Origin of the sequence: Staphylococcus sp. 17KM0847, assembly GCF_013463155.1 — a bacterium.
Classification (GTDB): domain Bacteria; phylum Bacillota; class Bacilli; order Staphylococcales; family Staphylococcaceae; genus Staphylococcus.
In genome coordinates this window covers 1,094,203-1,112,419 of record NZ_CP040781.1, presented here as the reverse complement: position 1 = coordinate 1,112,419, position 18,217 = coordinate 1,094,203, and the positions used below count along the sequence as shown (strand labels likewise).

Annotated in this window: 15 protein-coding genes and 1 other RNA gene; 2 read left to right on the top strand and 14 right to left on the bottom strand. The window is 34.6% G+C overall.

What is annotated here, in order from left to right; genetic code table 11:
- Positions 1-34 precede the first annotated feature (34 nt).
- From FGL66_RS05325 to FGL66_RS05285, 9 genes are all read right to left on the bottom strand, one after another.
- Complete coding sequence (locus tag FGL66_RS05325; RefSeq protein ID WP_180808821.1) at positions 35-919, bottom strand: 5'-3' exonuclease; 885 nt, start codon at positions 917-919, stop codon at positions 35-37.
- Entirely contained in the window at positions 912-4,379 is a 3,468-nt protein-coding gene (locus tag FGL66_RS05320) for a dynamin family protein (RefSeq protein ID WP_180808820.1), read from the bottom strand. Before FGL66_RS05320 ends, FGL66_RS05325 begins: the two co-directional genes overlap by 8 nt.
- 341 nt (positions 4,380-4,720) lie before the next feature.
- Positions 4,721-5,200 carry a hypothetical protein gene (locus FGL66_RS05315; protein ID WP_180808818.1) on the bottom strand — a complete coding sequence of 160 codons (480 nt, stop codon included), beginning with the start codon at positions 5,198-5,200 and terminating at the stop codon, positions 4,721-4,723.
- Positions 5,201-5,371: 171 nt separating this feature from the next.
- The gene (gene rarD / locus FGL66_RS05310; RefSeq protein ID WP_180808816.1) at positions 5,372-6,289 is read right to left on the bottom strand and encodes an EamA family transporter RarD; all 918 of its coding nucleotides are present in this window, start codon (positions 6,287-6,289) and stop codon (positions 5,372-5,374) included.
- Positions 6,290-6,320: 31 nt separating this feature from the next.
- Positions 6,321-7,448 (bottom strand): THUMP domain-containing class I SAM-dependent RNA methyltransferase, encoded by a 1,128-nt coding sequence (locus tag FGL66_RS05305; RefSeq protein ID WP_180808814.1) that lies wholly within the window; start codon positions 7,446-7,448, stop codon positions 6,321-6,323.
- A 124-nt stretch (positions 7,449-7,572) separates the two neighbouring features.
- Positions 7,573-7,960: RNase P RNA component class B (rnpB, locus tag FGL66_RS05300), an RNA gene on the bottom strand.
- A 42-nt stretch (positions 7,961-8,002) separates the two neighbouring features.
- Entirely contained in the window at positions 8,003-8,338 is a 336-nt protein-coding gene (gene gpsB, locus FGL66_RS05295) for a cell division regulator GpsB (RefSeq protein ID WP_180808813.1), read from the bottom strand.
- Positions 8,339-8,357: 19 nt separating this feature from the next.
- Positions 8,358-8,915, bottom strand: a complete 558-nt coding sequence (locus FGL66_RS05290; RefSeq protein ID WP_180808811.1) for an SLOG family protein — start codon at positions 8,913-8,915, stop codon at positions 8,358-8,360.
- Between the two features lie 3 nt (positions 8,916-8,918).
- Positions 8,919-9,245 (bottom strand): DUF1798 family protein, encoded by a 327-nt coding sequence (locus tag FGL66_RS05285; RefSeq protein ID WP_180808810.1) that lies wholly within the window; start codon positions 9,243-9,245, stop codon positions 8,919-8,921.
- A gap of 192 nt (positions 9,246-9,437) precedes the next feature.
- Between FGL66_RS05285 and recU the strand changes: the two genes are divergently transcribed.
- Complete coding sequence (gene recU / locus FGL66_RS05280; RefSeq protein ID WP_180808808.1) at positions 9,438-10,064, top strand: Holliday junction resolvase RecU; 627 nt, start codon at positions 9,438-9,440, stop codon at positions 10,062-10,064.
- Positions 10,061-12,253 carry a transglycosylase domain-containing protein gene (locus tag FGL66_RS05275; RefSeq protein ID WP_180808806.1) on the top strand — a complete coding sequence of 731 codons (2,193 nt, stop codon included), beginning with the start codon at positions 10,061-10,063 and terminating at the stop codon, positions 12,251-12,253. The genes recU and FGL66_RS05275 overlap by 4 nt, the downstream gene beginning before the upstream one ends.
- A gap of 54 nt (positions 12,254-12,307) precedes the next feature.
- Here FGL66_RS05275 and FGL66_RS05270 read toward each other — a convergent pair whose 3' ends face one another.
- The 5 genes from FGL66_RS05270 to FGL66_RS05250 form a co-directional block, all read right to left on the bottom strand.
- The gene (locus tag FGL66_RS05270; protein ID WP_180808805.1) at positions 12,308-12,625 is read right to left on the bottom strand and encodes a YpoC family protein; all 318 of its coding nucleotides are present in this window, start codon (positions 12,623-12,625) and stop codon (positions 12,308-12,310) included.
- Complete coding sequence (nth, locus tag FGL66_RS05265) at positions 12,622-13,296, bottom strand: endonuclease III (protein ID WP_180808803.1); 675 nt, start codon at positions 13,294-13,296, stop codon at positions 12,622-12,624. The genes FGL66_RS05270 and nth overlap by 4 nt, the downstream gene beginning before the upstream one ends.
- Complete coding sequence (locus FGL66_RS05260; RefSeq protein ID WP_180808802.1) at positions 13,286-13,978, bottom strand: DnaD domain-containing protein; 693 nt, start codon at positions 13,976-13,978, stop codon at positions 13,286-13,288. The genes nth and FGL66_RS05260 overlap by 11 nt, the downstream gene beginning before the upstream one ends.
- A 139-nt stretch (positions 13,979-14,117) precedes the next feature.
- Positions 14,118-15,410, bottom strand: a complete 1,293-nt coding sequence (gene asnS / locus FGL66_RS05255; RefSeq protein ID WP_180808800.1) for an asparagine--tRNA ligase — start codon at positions 15,408-15,410, stop codon at positions 14,118-14,120.
- Between the two features lie 84 nt (positions 15,411-15,494).
- Entirely contained in the window at positions 15,495-18,206 is a 2,712-nt protein-coding gene (locus FGL66_RS05250; RefSeq protein ID WP_180808798.1) for a helicase C-terminal domain-containing protein, read from the bottom strand.
- Between the last annotated feature and the right edge of the window lie 11 nt (positions 18,207-18,217).

Here is an 18,217-nt window from a genome sequence, read left to right as displayed (position 1 = left end):
CTATTGAAAAATAGTGGCAGGCTTTCCTCTTTTTTTAAAATAAGGTGTATAAAAACTTTCGAGTTACATGCAATTCATTTGTTTGACACACATCCAACAAATGTTGCCTGTTTAAAGTGTATGCCATTTTATGGAATAAGTCATTTTCTTGTATAGGCGCATTGCAAACAATTTCAGCTAATGTACGTGCGTTTTGTAAATGATCAAAGTCATGATTGATTTTCTTTTGTTGACCCGGTGTAAGTTGATCAATATGACGAATGACATTATCTACAGAGCCATATTGTTGAATGAGCTTGATGGCTGTTTTTTCTCCAATACCTTTTACGCCGGGATATCCATCCGCACTATCTCCCATAAAAGCTTTGACATCAATCAATTGTTTAGGGTGAATTCCATATTTTTCATGGAATGTATGAAGGTCATATTTAATATATTCTGTAAAGCCTTTTCTAATGAGCCAGATATTAATATTATGTGAAGTACATTGCAACAAATCTCGATCTCCTGTAATAACATAGACAGTGTTTGTTGGTTCAGACGCTGTCCGAGTAGCGAGTGTTCCAATCACATCATCTGCTTCATAGTTCGGTAAACTCACGTTATAAAAACCACATGCTTTAGAAATGTATTGGACATGTGCAAATTGTGGCTTCAATGCTTCTGGAGGTTCAGGTCTATTTTGTTTATATCCGTCATATAAATCATTGCGAAAAGTTGATTTTCCCATATCCCAACATATTGCAATATGACTAGGTTGAATGTCTGCAACAGCACTTAAAACATGGCGAACAAATCCTTGTGTCCCATTTGTCGGTAACCCTGTTGATGTTTTCATCAAATTATTGTGTACACTTGTTGCATAAAAATGCCGAAAAAGTAAAGCCATTCCATCTATGAGTAGAATGCGTTTAGACATGATTCGTATCCTCTACTTCTAAAATATTTTTGAGTTTTGGTATACATACATTGAGTTTTTCAATCAATGATGCATCTAACTTAAAGTCTAACACATTTTGAATATGATGTTGCGCTGTTACTTCTAACTCAGCTAGTTGTGTATGTGCTTGTGTGGCTAATGTTTCATTCAATGTAATCATAGCTGCTTTGAGTTCTGAGCATCCATGTTCTAAATGTGATAGTGTAATATCTTTAATTTCTGGGTGAACTTGTTTTTGGTATTGCACTTGCAAAATACGCTTTTTCGTCAATGACTTGGGTAATGTATGAATAAAATCTTCTAACTGAATATGCAAATAAGGCGTGTCAACCTCATCTCCTAAAAGGTGTGTATCAGCTTGTAAAATCACATGTAACTGTGAAAGTTGAGTCAAAATAGGTGTGAGTTGATGTTGTAATTGTGTTTCAAAGTAATTTTTCATACGTGTCACGAGTAAAGTTTGCTCTAAGTATAGTTTTTGATGTATTTGATCAAGGTACAGCTTAGAGGCATTACGTTTTGCCACTTTAAAATCATCTATCACTGTCATTTGTCCATTGAATACCGATTTGACATCATCCAAAAGTTGAATGTTCAAACGCTCATTTAGATAATAGAGTTGATCTTCCAATTCATTCATATATTGTTGTTTTACGGCGTCAATGAGTCGATGATTAAAAACGTGAGGTGAAGCTAATTTTTGTAAATGCAAATGATTTTGCTTGATTTGCTCATGATTTGTTTGAAAGTCAGTCACCATCACTTCTAACGCATCTGTAATACTTTGAAGTTGTTGAACAATTTGAGATTCTAATACATATTTTGCATCAATACTTGCAAAAGTTTCAATAGATGTACGAAGCTTTGATAAGCCTTGATCTCCTTGACGTAACGCTTCACGACTTGATACACCGAATACCTCGCAAGACATACCTGCTTCCGATAATGCAGAAGTAACATAATGATGTACAGCCTCTAAATCTTCTGCTGTTTCAGCAAGGTCTGTTGCATTAATGACCATTTTAAAAGCTTGATTTTCAATAAGTTGATTCATTTCCTTCATATGTTGAATAAAGGCCCTATCATTATCTGTAAATGAGTGATTGAAATAGCTGACGTATAAAATTAAATCAGAACTTGCTAATATTTTCTCAGTTTCATTCGTATGACGTTGATTGTTAGAATATAAGCCTAGAGAGTCAACAATAATTTTATCTTTTAACCAAGGATGTTCTAATTGGATATGTACTGTTTTAACAAATGTTGCATATTCATCTTCAGCGCTCCACTTTTTGATATCTTCTTGTGAGATGCTTAGGATATAACTCGTTTCGGTAAGTTGCTGATAATATGTGTAATTCTTTTCTATGGCTTCAATAAACGCAAGTCGATCTTTATCAATTTGATGTTTCAGCGCTTGTTTATCAGCTGTTAAAAATTCTGAAATCGTATTGAATTTGTAGCCAACAATTTCAACAACGTGATTGAGTTCATCGAGTAATTCATCGTTGGTCTTAAAAGTCACCGCATTATTCGTACCGTATGAAATTTCAGTCGTTGCAGCAGTTGTTGGATTGGGCGAGCTGACTAAGTAATGATCACCGAGTAATGCATTGATTAAACTACTTTTACCTGCACTAAATGTTCCGAAAACACCAATTTTAATCACTTGTGACGACATTCTTGCTAAAGCCTGCTTGATTGTATTTACTGCTGTATCGTAGAGCGGTAGTTCATCAATGATATCAAGTGCCTGTTCAATTTGTACTCGACGTGAAGGTGTTGAACGTTTTGTATGAGTGATATGTTGAGATAAAGCTTGCTCTGTTACAGGTGCTGAAGTGCCAGGTGTATAGGTCATGACAGTGCGGTCGATGAGTTGATCTAAAGAATCATCCAAATGAATGTAGTAGTGTTGATAATTTTTAGTTTCTAATGACGTTTTTAAGGTGCGCAATGTTTGATAATGTTGATAGTCGTCTGTTTCTTCATTTACTGTGAGTGTGTCACTTTCAACTTGAACATTCGATAAGATTGCCTCATCCAAAGTAGTTGCGTCTTTAAGAATATACTGACGTATACGTTTCATTAAATCTTCAGAAAAAGTTAACACATATTGGTTACTAATTTGAACTTGTGTTTGATAGAGAGAAGTGACAAGATCAGAAGGTAGCGTTATAGACTGATTTAAAATACGACTGTTTAACTCTGAATCAGTAATAAAGCGCGTCAAAAAGGCCATATCTATTTGGATGGGCTTAATGATTTCCTGATTGACTTGTTCTTGCAGGGCCTCCATGAGTTTAGACAATCGTTCATTTTGAGCTTGTTCCGTTTTTTTGCGCTTATTGAATAAGCCCCCTACTGAAAAATCTTTAGTCATACTTTCTAAATAATAACGAATACGTTCACGCATATCATGTGACATAATGTAGGCATTATCAATGATTGTTTTACGCTTGTCATGTAAGTGTGTGCGCAAAGCTTGTTTATCACTAATCAATTGTGCTTCATTGCTTGCTGATTGTTGCTGTAAATGTTGTTCGAATGCTTTGTCGAATTGTTCCGGTTCGATGTTAAGACGCTCAAGACATTGAGCCATCTGCTGAGATAAATAACGCGCTTGAGTTGATTGGATAAACTGTACCATACGGGAAACATAATCCTCCATTGATTCACGCTGTTCGTCACACGTATGAATATAGTTTTTCAAGGCGTTGAGTTGATTTTCTGGGTGTTGAAACTTTGTAATATAAAATAGCTCAACCAGTGTGATATCCCAATCAGCTAATGACTTTTCTACTCGAGACTTAAAAGTGTCAAAAGAAAGTTCATCATCATTGTGTTTATCAATTTGATTAATGATGAAAACAACCGGAATATCAGCTTGGTTGAGGCGTTTCATAAATTGGAAATTAAGTGCGGATTGAACATGGTTGTAATCTACTGTGTAAAACACAATATTGCTCGTATACAAAAAGCGCTCTGCACTTACACTATGTGAAGCCACATTAGAGTCTACACCCGGTGTATCTTGAAATGTTAAACCTAATCGATAGTCAGTGGACAAAAAGCGAACATCGATAGATTCAACGTTATAGTTTTCTTTATTCATTTGTTTTACTTCGTCATAAGAAGTGAGTTCTGTATATCGCTGACCTTCAATATTTGCAGTAATACCACTCTCTTCTGCTACCGTAACTAAAGCCGTGTTACTCGTTGTAGGTACCGGAGAGCTTGGCAAAATGTCTTGACCGATTAAATTGTTAATAATTGTTGATTTACCAGCAGAAAAATGCCCTACAAATGTTAAAGTGTAATGTTCTAAATACACTTTTTTTATGATTTGATTAATCGTATGCACAAAAGCATGATGGTCAGACTTTTCGACTTCTTTTTTAAGTTTATACAATATATCTAATTGTTCGATATTTTTCATAGTGACAAATCCCCTTGTATGTTGTTACTTATATGTTATTGTAGCTGATTTAAGTAGAAGATAAAATAAGAGATTTGAAATTAAGGCTTTATCGAGAGGAGTATGAGAGAGAATATATGATGAGATAGTGATTTAATATGGATGTAATGATTGAGAGTCTATAAAAACAAATAGTACAGAAATCTTTTGAAAACATTAAGACTTCTGTACTATTTTTAGAAAATATGATGAATAGAAAGTTCGTTTTTGTAGAAAATGTGCGTAGTTAACGAGGAGTGACACATACCTATTGCTAGACATTTGCTTGCTTTTTTAGGGTAACTTACCTTGTTCTATGATTGTTACAAACCAAATGATTTGAGTAACTCTGGTAGCACAGGTAATACATCAGTATAAATACAAGTTAATAAAATAAATACAATAATAAAAAATGTTATTTTAAAAACATTTAGAGGTACTTCAAAATATTCCTTAAAAAATTTTTGTGAAAAATTGTGAGTGAACATTTTGGAAAAAGGTTCCGAGCAAAATGTAACCAGCACTATGAGAAAAGTTAAATAAGCCATTCTATAAGGCACATCTAACTTTCCAGAAATGATGACTATAAGAATAGTATATGCAATCAAAAGAGTGTAAAAAGAAATGCAAAAATTAAGTATAACTCTGTTAGCAATCTTTTCTTTTACATCAGCAGGTGCGTTTTCAATCATATCATAATATTTTCTTTTGTTTTTTACATATTCCGAATCAGTGCTATGTTTTGATTTCTTGATGTCTTGTTCCAAATTTTTAATTTTCCTGTTTAAATTTTTATTAAGCATCAACAAAAACCTACTTTCTATTTTTATTTAATCTAAATTATACACAAAAACCAAAACAAAGTAAATATATTTATATTGTTTTGGTTTAAATAAAATATTTGGTGATATTAAGTGTATAAATTAAAGACCACTGAACGCTATCGAAAAGGTTAGATGTTCAGTGGTCTTTATTTAGTCTTGATATTTTAATGGTTGAGGGCGACGTCGAATTTTGAGGATTTGAGAAAACACGTAAACAAAAATACCAGCCCATATAAAACAAAATGTTACAAATTGATCGATATTAAAAGGTTCTTTAAATACAAAGATACCATTGATAAAAATAAGGGTGGGTCCCACGTATTGTATAAAACCAACAAGCGATAATGGAATTCTAATAGCTCCTGCTGAAAAGGCAAGCAATGGTAGTGCAGTAGCAACACCTGAAAACAGTAACCAAAATGTTGAAAGGTTCATACCAGCACTCAATCCATGTGTTTGTCCAACAATAATAAAATATAGAATAGCCATAGGTGCTGTTGCGATTGTTTCAATTGTAATACTACTGATTGCATTCAAAGGGACAAGTTTTTTGAGTAAGCCATAAATTCCGAATGAAAATGCTAAAATCAATGATATGAATGGAAACTCTCCTACTTTAAAAGTCATATAAAGTACACCAACAGCAGCCAGTATAATAGCACACCATTCCAATTTGTTGAAACGTTCTTTGAAAAAAATCATTGCCAATAAAATACTCACAAGTGGGTTAATATAGTAACCAAGGCTGGTTTGAAGAACGTAGCCTGCATTAATTGCAAAGATGAATGTTCCCCAGTTCAAAGTTACAACATAGCCTGCAATAATGATGATTAAGAGATTTCTAGGTGTTTGATAGAGTTTATTCCAGTCTTCTCTAAGTTGTGTTCCCTGTTGAGACAGTGGGATGAGCAACAGCATAAAAATAAGAGAGAATATAATACGAAACATTAAGATCTCTACTGCATCGATATCTTTAATCAGTGCCCAATAAAGCGGAAGTATCCCCCACATTATATAGGCTGCGAGTGCATAAATTATACCACGTTGAAAAGATGATATATTGGACATTGACTTCGCCTCTTTTCTTGTTAGTATTTGATTATTTATGTTTTTGTGCCCAATATTGATAGTATGTTGTTTCGATATAGCCATTAAAAAGTTTACGACGCTTTGTTGCTTTACGATTGACAAGATATTCAAACGTTTTATGACTCGTCATGATATACATAGAGAGTTCTGGGTGTTGATGAAGGAGTTTGCCTAAGTAACGATACATTTCTTCTACTTCATCACGATCACCAATACGTTCTCCATACGGTGGATTACCAATCAATCCAATTGGACCTTTATGATCAATTGTGAGGGTATTAACATCTTTTACTTCAAATTGAATAATATCGCCCACCCCTACTTCATCTGCGTTACGACGTGCAATTTCTATCATATCAGGGTCAATATCAGAAGCAAAAATTTGGATATCTTTATCATAATCGGCTTGTTCATCTGCTTCAGCACGTTTTTGATCATATAAGCCATCAGGGATAATATCCCAAGATTCAGAAACAAATGAACGATTAAAACCGGGTGCAATATTTTGAGCAATTAAGCAAGCTTCTATGGCAATGGTACCTGAACCACAAAATGGATCAATCAATGGTGTGTCTCCTGTCCAGTTTGCAAGTTTGACCAAGCTTGCTGCCAATGTTTCTTTAATGGGTGCTTCGCCTTGTGCGAGACGATAACCACGCTTATTCAAACCCGAGCCAGACGTATCAATCGTCAATAGTACATGATCTTTCAATACATTCACTTCAACTGGGTATTTGGCACCTGATTCATCTAGCCATCCTGATATATGATGGTCTGATTTTAGCTTTTCTACAATTGCTTTTTTAGTAATAGACTGAACATCAGGGACACTGTGGAGCGATGATTTCAAACTGCGACCTTGCACAGGAAATTGACCATCGGCAGGAATAAAATGCCCCCATGGCAATGCTTTTGTTTTTTCAAATAATTCATCAAATGTAGTAGCTTTAAACTGACCGACAATAAGTTTGACCCGATCGGCAGTGCGCAGCCATAGATTCGCTTTAACGATAGCACTAGCATCTCCTGAAAAATATATACGTCCATTTTCGACACGTGTTTCATAACCGAGATCTTGCACTTCTTTTGCAACAATTGCTTCGAGTCCCATCGGGCATACAGCTAATAATTGATACATAACAAACCTCCTAATTTTATAAGATATATCATGGGTTATCCCATTTTATATGTTTCATTCAAGTTTCTATATATTTAAGGCTGGGACACATAAATGCCCCAGCCTTATTGACTAGTTGTAATATTTCTATAAGCCATGTTCTGTACCTTAGTACTTCAAACGTGTACTAGCTCCACTTGTACGCCGGCAGTAATCATCTGTCTGAAATATCTATTCAGATATTTCCTCATCTATACGTTGATTTCCGTTAGATAAGTGCTCCTACCTAATTTGGATTGCTCACTCGAGGGGTTTACCGCGTTCCACCTTTGATATTTCTATCAAAGCTACGTCACTGTGGCACTTTCAAACTATAATAACCTTATCTATCGACTTAGGTTATTGCGTTGCCGTCAATTGAAAACAATTGCCTTGACTTATTGTTTCATCAAGCACGAACACTACAATCATCTCAGACTGTGTGAGCATGGACTTTCCTCTATAAAATATATTTATAGCGATTACCCAAAATATTACTTCAAGAATTATATCATTTCAGTTATTAAAAGCAATGATTATTTACCAAATACTGCTTTTTCTAAATTAGAAATACGTTTTAAAATGTCGGCGTTATTGTTTTGACCCGTACTTTGACTTGCAAATCCTTTGCTATCTTGTTGACGTCCTGATGCAACACGAATGCGTAAGTCTTCAATTTCTTTTTTTAATTTATGATTTTCTTCAGAGAGTTTGATGACTTCATTGTTTAAATCTGACATTTTTTGATAATCTACAATAATATCATCTAAAAAGGCATCTACCTCTTCCGGACGATAGCCTCTTACTACTGTTTTTTCAAAATCTTTTTCATAAATATCTTTTGCAGATAACTTTAACGAAACATCTGACATGTATGTCACCTCATTTGATTCATATTTCTTCCGACCACTGTAAGTCATTGATAAAACTTGTAATTTCATCAAATGTCACAACATCACAAGTATAGTGTGTTTGTTCTATAAAATCAACTAACTTCTTTTTAAAAAATTTGGGGCTTGCTTCGCGTTCTTCATCGTAAATAAGCATTGTAATATCAGTGTGATCAAGCATAAATTGATCAGCTGCTTGAAATTGATATGCCCCTTTGAAGTCACTATGGAAAACACTATCGACGAAGTCCGCGTGATCAATAATGGACTGATACATTATTTGTTGTGACTCTCGCCACTTAGACGTATGATTTGTAAAAGGTGTAATAACGCCTAACTTTAGATCAGGATATATCTTTTTAAGTTCAAGTACACATGAGGCAGCCCACAGCTCAATACCAAGCTGTCCTTGTATAAGTACCCATTCTAATCCTTCTTCAATGTAACCCACAAGTTTGTGTGTTATTAATTTTTTTAAATATACAACTTCGGGTGCATCATCATTAAAAATATTTAATTCGTATGATTTATATCCTGTGATATACATTGTCTTATACATACATTATTTACCTACCTGTTGCTGTAAAAATAGAACGTCGTGTTTAACTGTTTTAAGCTGATCATAAAAATGTTTTTTACTTGTACGCACATCGTGACACACGACTGACAAAGTTTTTAATAAATTAATAATTCTTGTATATTGAGGGGATGTTTGAATGCTATCAGGCGGTACTGTATTTTGAAAATGTAGTAAGTGTGCGTCTATGGTTTGAACAAATGGTACGACATCATCATAAAAGTCAAAAGTCGTGCCAGATCGTACCATAGTGTAATGTTTTTCAATCGCAACGATGTCTGTTAAAAGTAAATGCCAAATACAGTTTGTCATATTGTCCCCTCCTTGTGTCTACATCGTAACATAAAACCAAACAAAAACGATGCACACACGCTTTTAGGGTAACGGATATAACACATCTATGTTACAATAATGACAGTTTATGAATCGTACAATGCTTGTATTCATAAACCACCTAACCTATTGATGTTGTTAGGACATAACGCATGGAATGTAGGTGAAGCTATGAACTATCCAAATGGTAAGCCTTTTAAACCAGTTAGGACTCAAGTCGGAGGTCATTCTGGCTCTCAATCCAGTACAATTAACTATGGTGGACGTGGTATGTCGCTTGAAAAGGATATTGAGCGTTCAAACAAGCACTATTTAAAGCAAAATGTAGCTGTTATTCATAAAAAACCAACACCTATTCAAGTTGTACACGTTGACTATCCTAAACGAAGTAAAGCAGTTATTAAAGAGGCTTACTTTAGAACGCCTTCGACAACTGATTATAATGGTGTCTACAAAGGTCGTTATGTAGACTTTGAAGCAAAAGAAACGGCCAATAAGACATCTTTTCCCCTTCAAAACATTCATGAGCATCAGGTTGAACACATGAAACAGGTTGCTGAACACGGGGGCATTGCCTTTCTATTATTACGTTTTAAAGGAAGAGATGAGACGTATTTATTATCATTTAAAGCGTTTATGCCGTTTTGGAAAAGGTATCTAGATCGTATTAAAAAGTCAATTTCAGTTGAAGAAGTGCAAGAAAATGGTTACTATATTCCTTATCAGTATCAACCGAGATTAAATTATCTTAATGCTGTTGATAAGTTGATATTAGATGAAAGTGAGGACCGCGTATGACGGAGAAACAAGCGTCTTCTAATGGTTCACAAAAGAAGACCGGTCAAAAAAAGAATAGAAACATTAAGCGTACAATAATTAAAGTGTTGAGCTTTTGTGTATTAGCTTTTGTGATTTTAGCGTTACTGGGTGTTTTACTTTTTGCGTATTATGCATGGAAAGCACCCGCATTTAATGAGGCGAAGTTACAAGACCCAAGTCCAGCTAAAGTATACGATAAAGATGATACACTTATCAAAACACTGGATAATGGTGCGAGACGTGAACATGTTGATCTGAAAGATGTTCCAGACCAGATGAAAGATGCTGTTTTAGCAACAGAAGATAACCGCTTCTATGATCATGGTGCGCTAGACTATAAGCGCTTATTTGGCGCAGTGCTTAAAAATGTTACAGGTGGGTTTGGTTCACAAGGGGCATCGACTTTGACACAACAAGTTGTTAAAAGAACATTTTTAACAGATCAAAAGTCTATTGAGCGTAAAGCACAAGAAGCTTACCTCTCGTATCGTTTGGAACAAGAATACTCTAAGGATGAAATCTTCCAAATGTATCTGAATAAGATTTATTATTCAGATGGTGTGTATGGTGTGAAGGCAGCAGCTAAATATTATTTTGATAAGGATTTAAAAGATTTGAATTTAGCTGAATCAGCATATCTTGCAGGTCTACCTCAAGTTCCTAACACGTATAATATTTATGATAATCCTGAAGAAGCTGAAAAGCGTAAAGATACCGTATTGTACTTAATGGCTTATCATAATCGCATTAGTGAAAAAGAAAAGAAAGAAGCACAAGATACACCAATTACAACAAACTTAGTAGAACGTACAGCGGATGAGCGTGAGGTTAAACCAGATACGAGTGATCAAGAATATGATTCGTACCTCAACTTTGTAAAACAAGAGTTAATGGGTAATGAAGAATTCAAAGGACGCAATTTATCCGATATATTAAACAGTGGCGTTAAAATTTATACACATATGAATAAAGATGTTCAAACAGCGCTACAAAGTCGTATAGATAATGGTAGTTACTATAAAAATGATGAACAGCAAGTAGGTGCAACGATTGTTGATAGTCAAACAGGTTCGCTCGCTGCCATTTCTGGTGGACGTAACTACAAAGATGTTGTACAGCGCAACCAAGCAACAGATGTACACCCTACTGGTTCAACATTAAAACCATTCTTAGCCTATGGACCAGCGATTGATAATTTACAATGGGCAACCAATCATTCTATACAAGATGAATCGGTGTACTACTTAAATGGTGGTGCTTTCCGCAACTACGATCAGAAAAGTCATGGTGTTGTGACGATTTATGATGCGTTGCGACAAAGTTTCAACATCCCAGCACTTAAGACTTGGCAACAAGTTAAAGAGCAAGCAGGTGCTAATGCGCCAACAGATTTCTCAGCTAAAGTTGGACTGGAATACGAAAATACAGATATTGGTCCTTCCGAGGTACTCGGTGGTTCATCATCTGAATTCTCGCCTACACAACTTGCGTCTGCCTATGCCTCATTTGCGAATGGTGGTACATATAATAAAGCCCACTCTATTCGTAAAGTAGTAGAAGCAAATGGTAATACGATCGAGTTTGATCACACGAGTCATAAAGCAATGAATGACTACACGGCTTATATGATTACACAAATTTTAAAAGGTACATTTGACACGTATGGTTCAGCATATGGTAACGATGTTTCAGGTGTAAATGTTGCAGCTAAAACAGGTACAGGTACTTATGGTGAACAAACATATCAAGAGTACAGTTTACCGGATTCAGCTGCCAAAGACGTATGGATTTCAGGTTATTCACCACGTTATACAATGTCTATATGGATGGGCTTTAGTAAGGTGAAAGCATATGGTGAAAACTCATTCGTTGGTAGTTCGGAACAAAAATTACCACAATATCTCTTCAAAGATGTTATGGGAGATATTAACCCGCAAGATGGTTTAGATTTTGAACAACCTGCATCCGTTGGTGGAAGTGGTAGAAGTTTATATGTTGCACAAGCACCAGACGGTAATACAACAAGTAACTTTACTGAATCAAGCAATGGTTCTAATACAGGTTCTAACAATAGTAACCAAAATTTGAGCAATAGTCATAATAGCAACTCAAATGATAACAATAATAATAACAATGGAGGTTTCTTCAAAAAAATCTTCGGTAACTAAACAAAACCCTTCTTATATGGTATGTGAATACCATATAAGAAGGGTTTTATTATATTAACGTTGTTGCTTTGCACGATATGCAGCATACATCTTAACTAATTCAGTTTTGAGTGTTTTCATTTGCTGATAGCCCATATAATGATGTTTGCGTTGTTGAATATAGTCTAAGCGTTCTTGAAAATTAAACGGTTGAACTTTTAAAACAGTATCGTTCTCTAAACAATCGATATCATTAATCATACAAAAGTATTGCATGAGCGCTGTATAGTAATCATCTAATAAAGAGATACTTTCAGGATGACCAATTTTACGTTGTTGAGCAAGTACGTCCAATGATGTTTCTAGCTGTGTCATAGTCTTCAATAGTGTCATGAAGCATTACCTCCTGATAGACGTTGTGAAGCACGATAACGCTTCTGCCCTTCTCTGCAATCGGGTAACAGCGGACAAACATCGCATTTTGGTTTTTTAGCTAAACAGTGATATCGACCAAAAAAGATAAGTTGATGATGACTTTTTGTCCAACGTGACTTAGGAATAATTGATGTCAGGCGTCTTTCTACTTCTGTAACATTATCTTTCCAACGACAAATGCCTAAACGTTTAGAAACACGTTCAACATGTGTATCCACAGCAAGTGCAGGCTCACCAAATGCGACACTCATAACGACATTGGCTGTTTTTTGACCTACACCGGCAAGACTAACTAATTGCTCATGCTGACTTGGCACTTCACCGTTAAATTTATCAATTAATGATTGACATAATTTTTGGATGTTTTTAGCTTTATTGCGATAGAGTCCAATAGAGCGAATATCATTTTGCAATTCTTCTAAAGACACGGCTAAATAGTCTTCAGGTGTGTGATATTTTTGAAAAAGTGTTTTTGTGACCTTGTTCACTGTATTGTCCGTACACTGTGCGGATAAGAGTACCGCAATTGTAAGCTCAAAAGGGTTATCATGTATCAATTCACATTCAGCATCTGGAAACATTTCATCAATAATATCAATCATGGATAAAGCTTTTTTCTTACTCAGCAAATGGATTCTCCCCTTTCAACCAGTCAAATTTTGGAAAGTTTTCTATTTTTTTTGTTGGATGGTGTGTGGATTGATTAAATTGAGCACGAATGGGCTTAGAATCTTCAACAGTGCGTACATTATTTTTCTCCCAATTCAATAAAATACGATCAATATATTTTAAGCTCGATTTATGATGTGCGAAAGCTTCGTCGACAGCTGCATTAATCAGTGCCAAATCATATTTATCTACATCAATCCATTGATTTAAATGTTCAATCTCTACGGGAGAAAGTCCACGACCAAAACCTTGTTCTATTTTTTGGAAAAGTTGCTGGAATGTCTGGTCTTTATCTTGTTGTATACGTTGGGTAGAGATATTTTTCAATAATTGCGTAAACTGTTCGTAAAAACCATGAAGGTCCATATATTCTGCAAACTTACCATCCGCATTTTTTTCAACATGCATATTTAATAAACCGAGTTGTACAAGTTTTTGGATAATCATCGTAATTTCTTTGGATTGCATCGTTGTTCCATGTTGTAAAACTTCAATAGCAGGTTGCTCATGATTTGATTCATAAGTATATAACAATTTCATCAAAATAATTAAATCGGCTTCGTTTAAACCTAACTGTTCATAATGTTCTAGTAGTTCATATCGACAGACAAAAGGTCGTTTTTGTAATTCTTCAATATTCAAAAGACTCTCCCCTTTTTTATCCGTTTATGTTTTATCATATCTCATTTTATTTAAACAATGTAGTATTTGAATTGAAGCGCTATAAACCCCATTGAAATGTAAGAGTCACATCTTTCAATGGGGTTTTATCAATTCAAAATTAAGGATATAGTCTATTTAATAAACGTGGGAATGGTGATGTTTCACGTACGTGTTCTACACCAGATATCCATGCCACAGTACGCTCTAAACCTAATCCAAAGCCACTATGTGGGACACTACCATATTTACGCAAATCTAAGTAATATTGATAACTTTCAGGATCAAGTTGGTGTTCATCAATACGAGACTCTAGTAGTGATAAATCATTAATACGTTCAGAGCCACCAACAATCTCACCATAGCCTTCAGGTGCAATAAGGTCTGCACATAAAACCGTATCTTCATTTTCAGGATTCGGTTGCATATAAAATGGCTTGATTTTTGTTGGATAATTGATGATAAAGACAGGCAAATCGTAATGATTGGCGATTGCTGTTTCATGAGGTGCGCCAAAGTCATCTCCCCATTCAATGTCATCAAATCCTGCTTCATGTAAAAATTTAATGGCATCATCATAAGTGATACGTGGAAATGGTGCACATATTTTTTCAAGCTTAGATGTATCACGGTCTAATATTTTAAGCTCAATCGAACAATTTTTAAGTACAGATTGCACGATAAAAGCAACATAATTTTCTTGAACCTCTAAGCTCTCAGCATGATTGGTAAAGGCCATTTCGGGTTCAATCATCCAGAATTCAATAAGATGACGACGTGTTTTAGATTTTTCAGCACGGAATGTTGGACCGAAAGAAAAAACTTTACCATGTGCCATTGCAGCTGCTTCCATATAAAGCTGACCACTTTGAGATAAAAAGGCATCTTCTTCAAAATACTTTGTATGGAAGAGCTCACTTGTTCCCTCAGGTGCACTTGCTGTTAAAATAGGTGGATCAATTTTAGTAAAACCATTAACATTAAAAAATTCATATGTTGCACGGATAATCTCGTTACGAATTTTCATAACAGCGTGTTGCTTTTTAGAACGCAACCATAGATGGCGATGGTCCATTAAAAACTCTGTGCCGTGATTTTTAGGTGTAATCGGATAGTCATGTGCTTCATGAATGACTTCAATATGTTTAACTTGCATCTCATAACCTAAGTCAGAACGGTTGTCTTCAGTGATTTCACCTGTTACGTAAACAGATGATTCTTGTGTTAATGATTTTGCACATTTAAAAACATCTTCGTCAACTTCGGATTTCACAACGACACCTTGCATAAAGCCAGTACCATCACGTAATTGAAGGAACGCAATTTTACCACTAGAACGCTTGTTGGCAAGCCATGCACCAATCGTGATTTCTTGACCAATGTATTTTTTTGCTTCTTTAATTGTTGTCTTCATAACTAATCTCCTAATTTATTTACTGATATTATTTTAACAAAACTCAAAGCACACATCTAGAGCATACGGTATAAAGTTAGCGACTTATCGATTTTGGGTATTGGTGTCTTTCTTGAGATGTGTTAATAAATTTTCAAACTGTTCAATATCCCCTTGATGCTGATGGTATGGCTCTAATGTTTGTTGGAAGAAGTGCCGATAATGACTGTTGATAAGACGATCATCAAAAGACACAACAATACCTCTATCTGTTTCATTTCGTAACAATCGACCTAATCCTTGTTTGAAGCGTGTAACGGCTTCAGGTAAAATATAGTCTTTAAATACGTTTTCAAACTCATCACGCAACAACAAAGGTTGTGTTGAATATTGACTCATAAATGGTAATTTAGTAATCATTACGCACTTAATCCCATGTGCTTGATAATCAAATCCTTCAAAGAAACTGGATGTACCGAGTAGTATGGCTTTATCGAAATGATTAAACTGTTGAACAATTTTATAATTTTGACTTTGTTGTTGCGCTAAAATGACATATTCTTCAAATGTAGAAAGTTCATTTAAATATTCCATAACATGATATAGCATTTTGTAGTTTGCAAATAACACCAGACATTTACCATTCACTGTAATCACATAGCGTGCAATATAGGACACAATCGTTTCAATATAACTGTCGTAGTTTTGGTAGTCAAAAGATGCAATGTCTTTAGGGATAAAAATATGACCATTACGATATTGTTGATGTACAGGTTGTAGTTGATACGTATTAAAATGAAATGATTCATGGTGAAACCAATTTTTAAAAGTATCAAAAGATTGATTGAATGTTAATGTCCCTGAAATAAATGTCAGTGATTGAAAGGCATGAAGCAGCTTATCTGTCAAAACATCTTTAACACTTGAACTTTTAATATGCAATTGAATTGTAGATTTTTGATGAATATTTTTAATAGAAATATAAAAAAGCTGATTGGCTTTCAGTCCGTCTTCAACTGTTTTAAATTGTGATACGATATGCAACAATTGTTTTCTAAAGGTTTTTACAGTTTTATGTTTCATATTATTAAAATGTTCAAGTGTCTTATGTATATGATGAATCATGCGTTTTAAATAAGATAATAGTTCAGAACTTTGTAAATCAAATACATAAGATAATTTAGATGACTCATCTTCGTAAATATGTAAGGTTTGAATTTTATCAAATAGATAGTCAAACATGGCTTCATTCATATCGTGTAAAACATTGATATCTTGCTTAATCGTTAAAATATCTATATGTGGTATATTTAATTTTTCTAAAGTCCGTCGTTGCTCCAACTGGTCGAGTTGATAAAGTAACTTTTCATTTTCTGTTTTGCCAATCAGCCCAAGTTGGTATTTAATCTCCGAATAACTTATTTTATGAACAACACAATCTAATGCATAATCTGGTAAGCGGTGTGCCTCGTCAACAATACAATGATTGAAAAATTGATAGATCGTATGATCATGTGTAGCGTGTAAAAGATGTGCATGATTGGTAATCCCTATTTGAATGTGATGTGCATTATTACGAATATATTGATAGTAATGTATATCTTTGTGCATAGGGATATAGGTTTCAATTTTTTGATCAAGATACATTTTTACGCCACCACGTAAATTGAGTTCTTGTATGTCTCCTGTGTTTGTTTCTAAAATCCATATGAGCAACTGCATTTTAAGTAAATCGACTTCATAATTGTTGGTTACACGATCTTTCAATATTTGTTGAATAAGACCTAAAGAGATATAGTCACGTTTACTTTTGATTAAAGCGGCATTAATTTGTGTATTAAGTGCTTGATTAATACGTGGAATGTCATGATATAACAACTGATATTGTAATAGTTTTGTATTTGTAGATATAATGACATGCTCTCCTGTTTCTATATAATACATGAGTGCAGCTATGAGATAAGCAAGAGATTTTCCACTACCTGTTGATGCTTCAATCAGCGCATTGTCATTATGCAATAATTGATTGAATATCACTTCAGCGAGATAAAGTTGATCCTCACGATATTGATAATTCGTACGTGTAATAATGTATTGATAGAATGCTTTAAGTGAATCTGTAAAATCAATACGTTTTTCTTCTAAATCTGGTAATACTTTGTAATACAATTGTTCGTACTGTGATAGACCGTCCAATGTATGAGCAGGTTGATGTTGACGCACGAGTTCAAAAAAGTAATTATCGAGCTGAAACTTAAGTTGCTTGCTTAAATAATACAGTTGCTTTTTTGTATCAAGTGGTAGTAATTCAAATTTATTAAAAGCTTTAATCATGAGACGTGCTGTTGTTTTAGCGTCTTCGTCTGCTCGATGGGCTTGTTCGAGTGAAATACCGAGTGATTCTGAAAGTTCACTCAGTTGATAGCTTTTTTCTGTTGGGAAAGCGATTTTAAACAACTCTAAAGTATCAATCACACTTTTAGGTTGATATTGAATATGGCACTTTTCAAAAGCTGTTGTCAAAAAGTTGAGGTCAAAATGAGCATTATGTGCGACGAATACACATCCTTGTAGCTGTTGAAAAATGATGTGTGCGATATCATGAAAATAAGGTGCTTGTTGTAACATATTGTTTTCAATAGACGTCAGTGCTTGAATAAATGCAGGGATATCTTGATCTGTTTTAATCATAGAATGGTATGTGTCGATAATTTGCTTATTTTCAACAAATACAATCCCAATTTGGATGATATCATCTTGATCCGTTTGATTACCTGTTGTTTCTAAGTCAACAACGGCATAGCGTGTATATTTCATTATATTTTTGA

What these genes read in the sequence shown, in the direction of transcription:
- FGL66_RS05325 (WP_180808821.1), bottom strand. Translation starts at nt 919, where the DNA reads ATGTCTAAACGCATTCTACTCATAGATGGAATGGCTTTACTTTTTCGG.
- FGL66_RS05320 (WP_180808820.1), bottom strand. Translation starts at nt 4,379, where the DNA reads ATGAAAAATATCGAACAATTAGATATATTGTATAAACTTAAAAAAGAA.
- FGL66_RS05315 (WP_180808818.1), bottom strand. Translation starts at nt 5,200, where the DNA reads ATGCTTAATAAAAATTTAAACAGGAAAATTAAAAATTTGGAACAAGAC.
- rarD (WP_180808816.1), bottom strand. Translation starts at nt 6,289, where the DNA reads ATGTCCAATATATCATCTTTTCAACGTGGTATAATTTATGCACTCGCA.
- FGL66_RS05305 (WP_180808814.1), bottom strand. Translation starts at nt 7,448, where the DNA reads ATGTATCAATTATTAGCTGTATGCCCGATGGGACTCGAAGCAATTGTT.
- gpsB (WP_180808813.1), bottom strand. Translation starts at nt 8,338, where the DNA reads ATGTCAGATGTTTCGTTAAAGTTATCTGCAAAAGATATTTATGAAAAA.
- FGL66_RS05290 (WP_180808811.1), bottom strand. Translation starts at nt 8,915, where the DNA reads ATGTATAAGACAATGTATATCACAGGATATAAATCATACGAATTAAAT.
- FGL66_RS05285 (WP_180808810.1), bottom strand. Translation starts at nt 9,245, where the DNA reads ATGACAAACTGTATTTGGCATTTACTTTTAACAGACATCGTTGCGATT.
- recU (WP_180808808.1), top strand. Translation starts at nt 9,438, where the DNA reads ATGAACTATCCAAATGGTAAGCCTTTTAAACCAGTTAGGACTCAAGTC.
- FGL66_RS05275 (WP_180808806.1), top strand. Translation starts at nt 10,061, where the DNA reads ATGACGGAGAAACAAGCGTCTTCTAATGGTTCACAAAAGAAGACCGGT.
- FGL66_RS05270 (WP_180808805.1), bottom strand. Translation starts at nt 12,625, where the DNA reads ATGACACTATTGAAGACTATGACACAGCTAGAAACATCATTGGACGTA.
- asnS (WP_180808800.1), bottom strand. Translation starts at nt 15,410, where the DNA reads ATGAAGACAACAATTAAAGAAGCAAAAAAATACATTGGTCAAGAAATC.
- FGL66_RS05250 (WP_180808798.1), bottom strand. Translation starts at nt 18,206, where the DNA reads ATGAAATATACACGCTATGCCGTTGTTGACTTAGAAACAACAGGTAAT.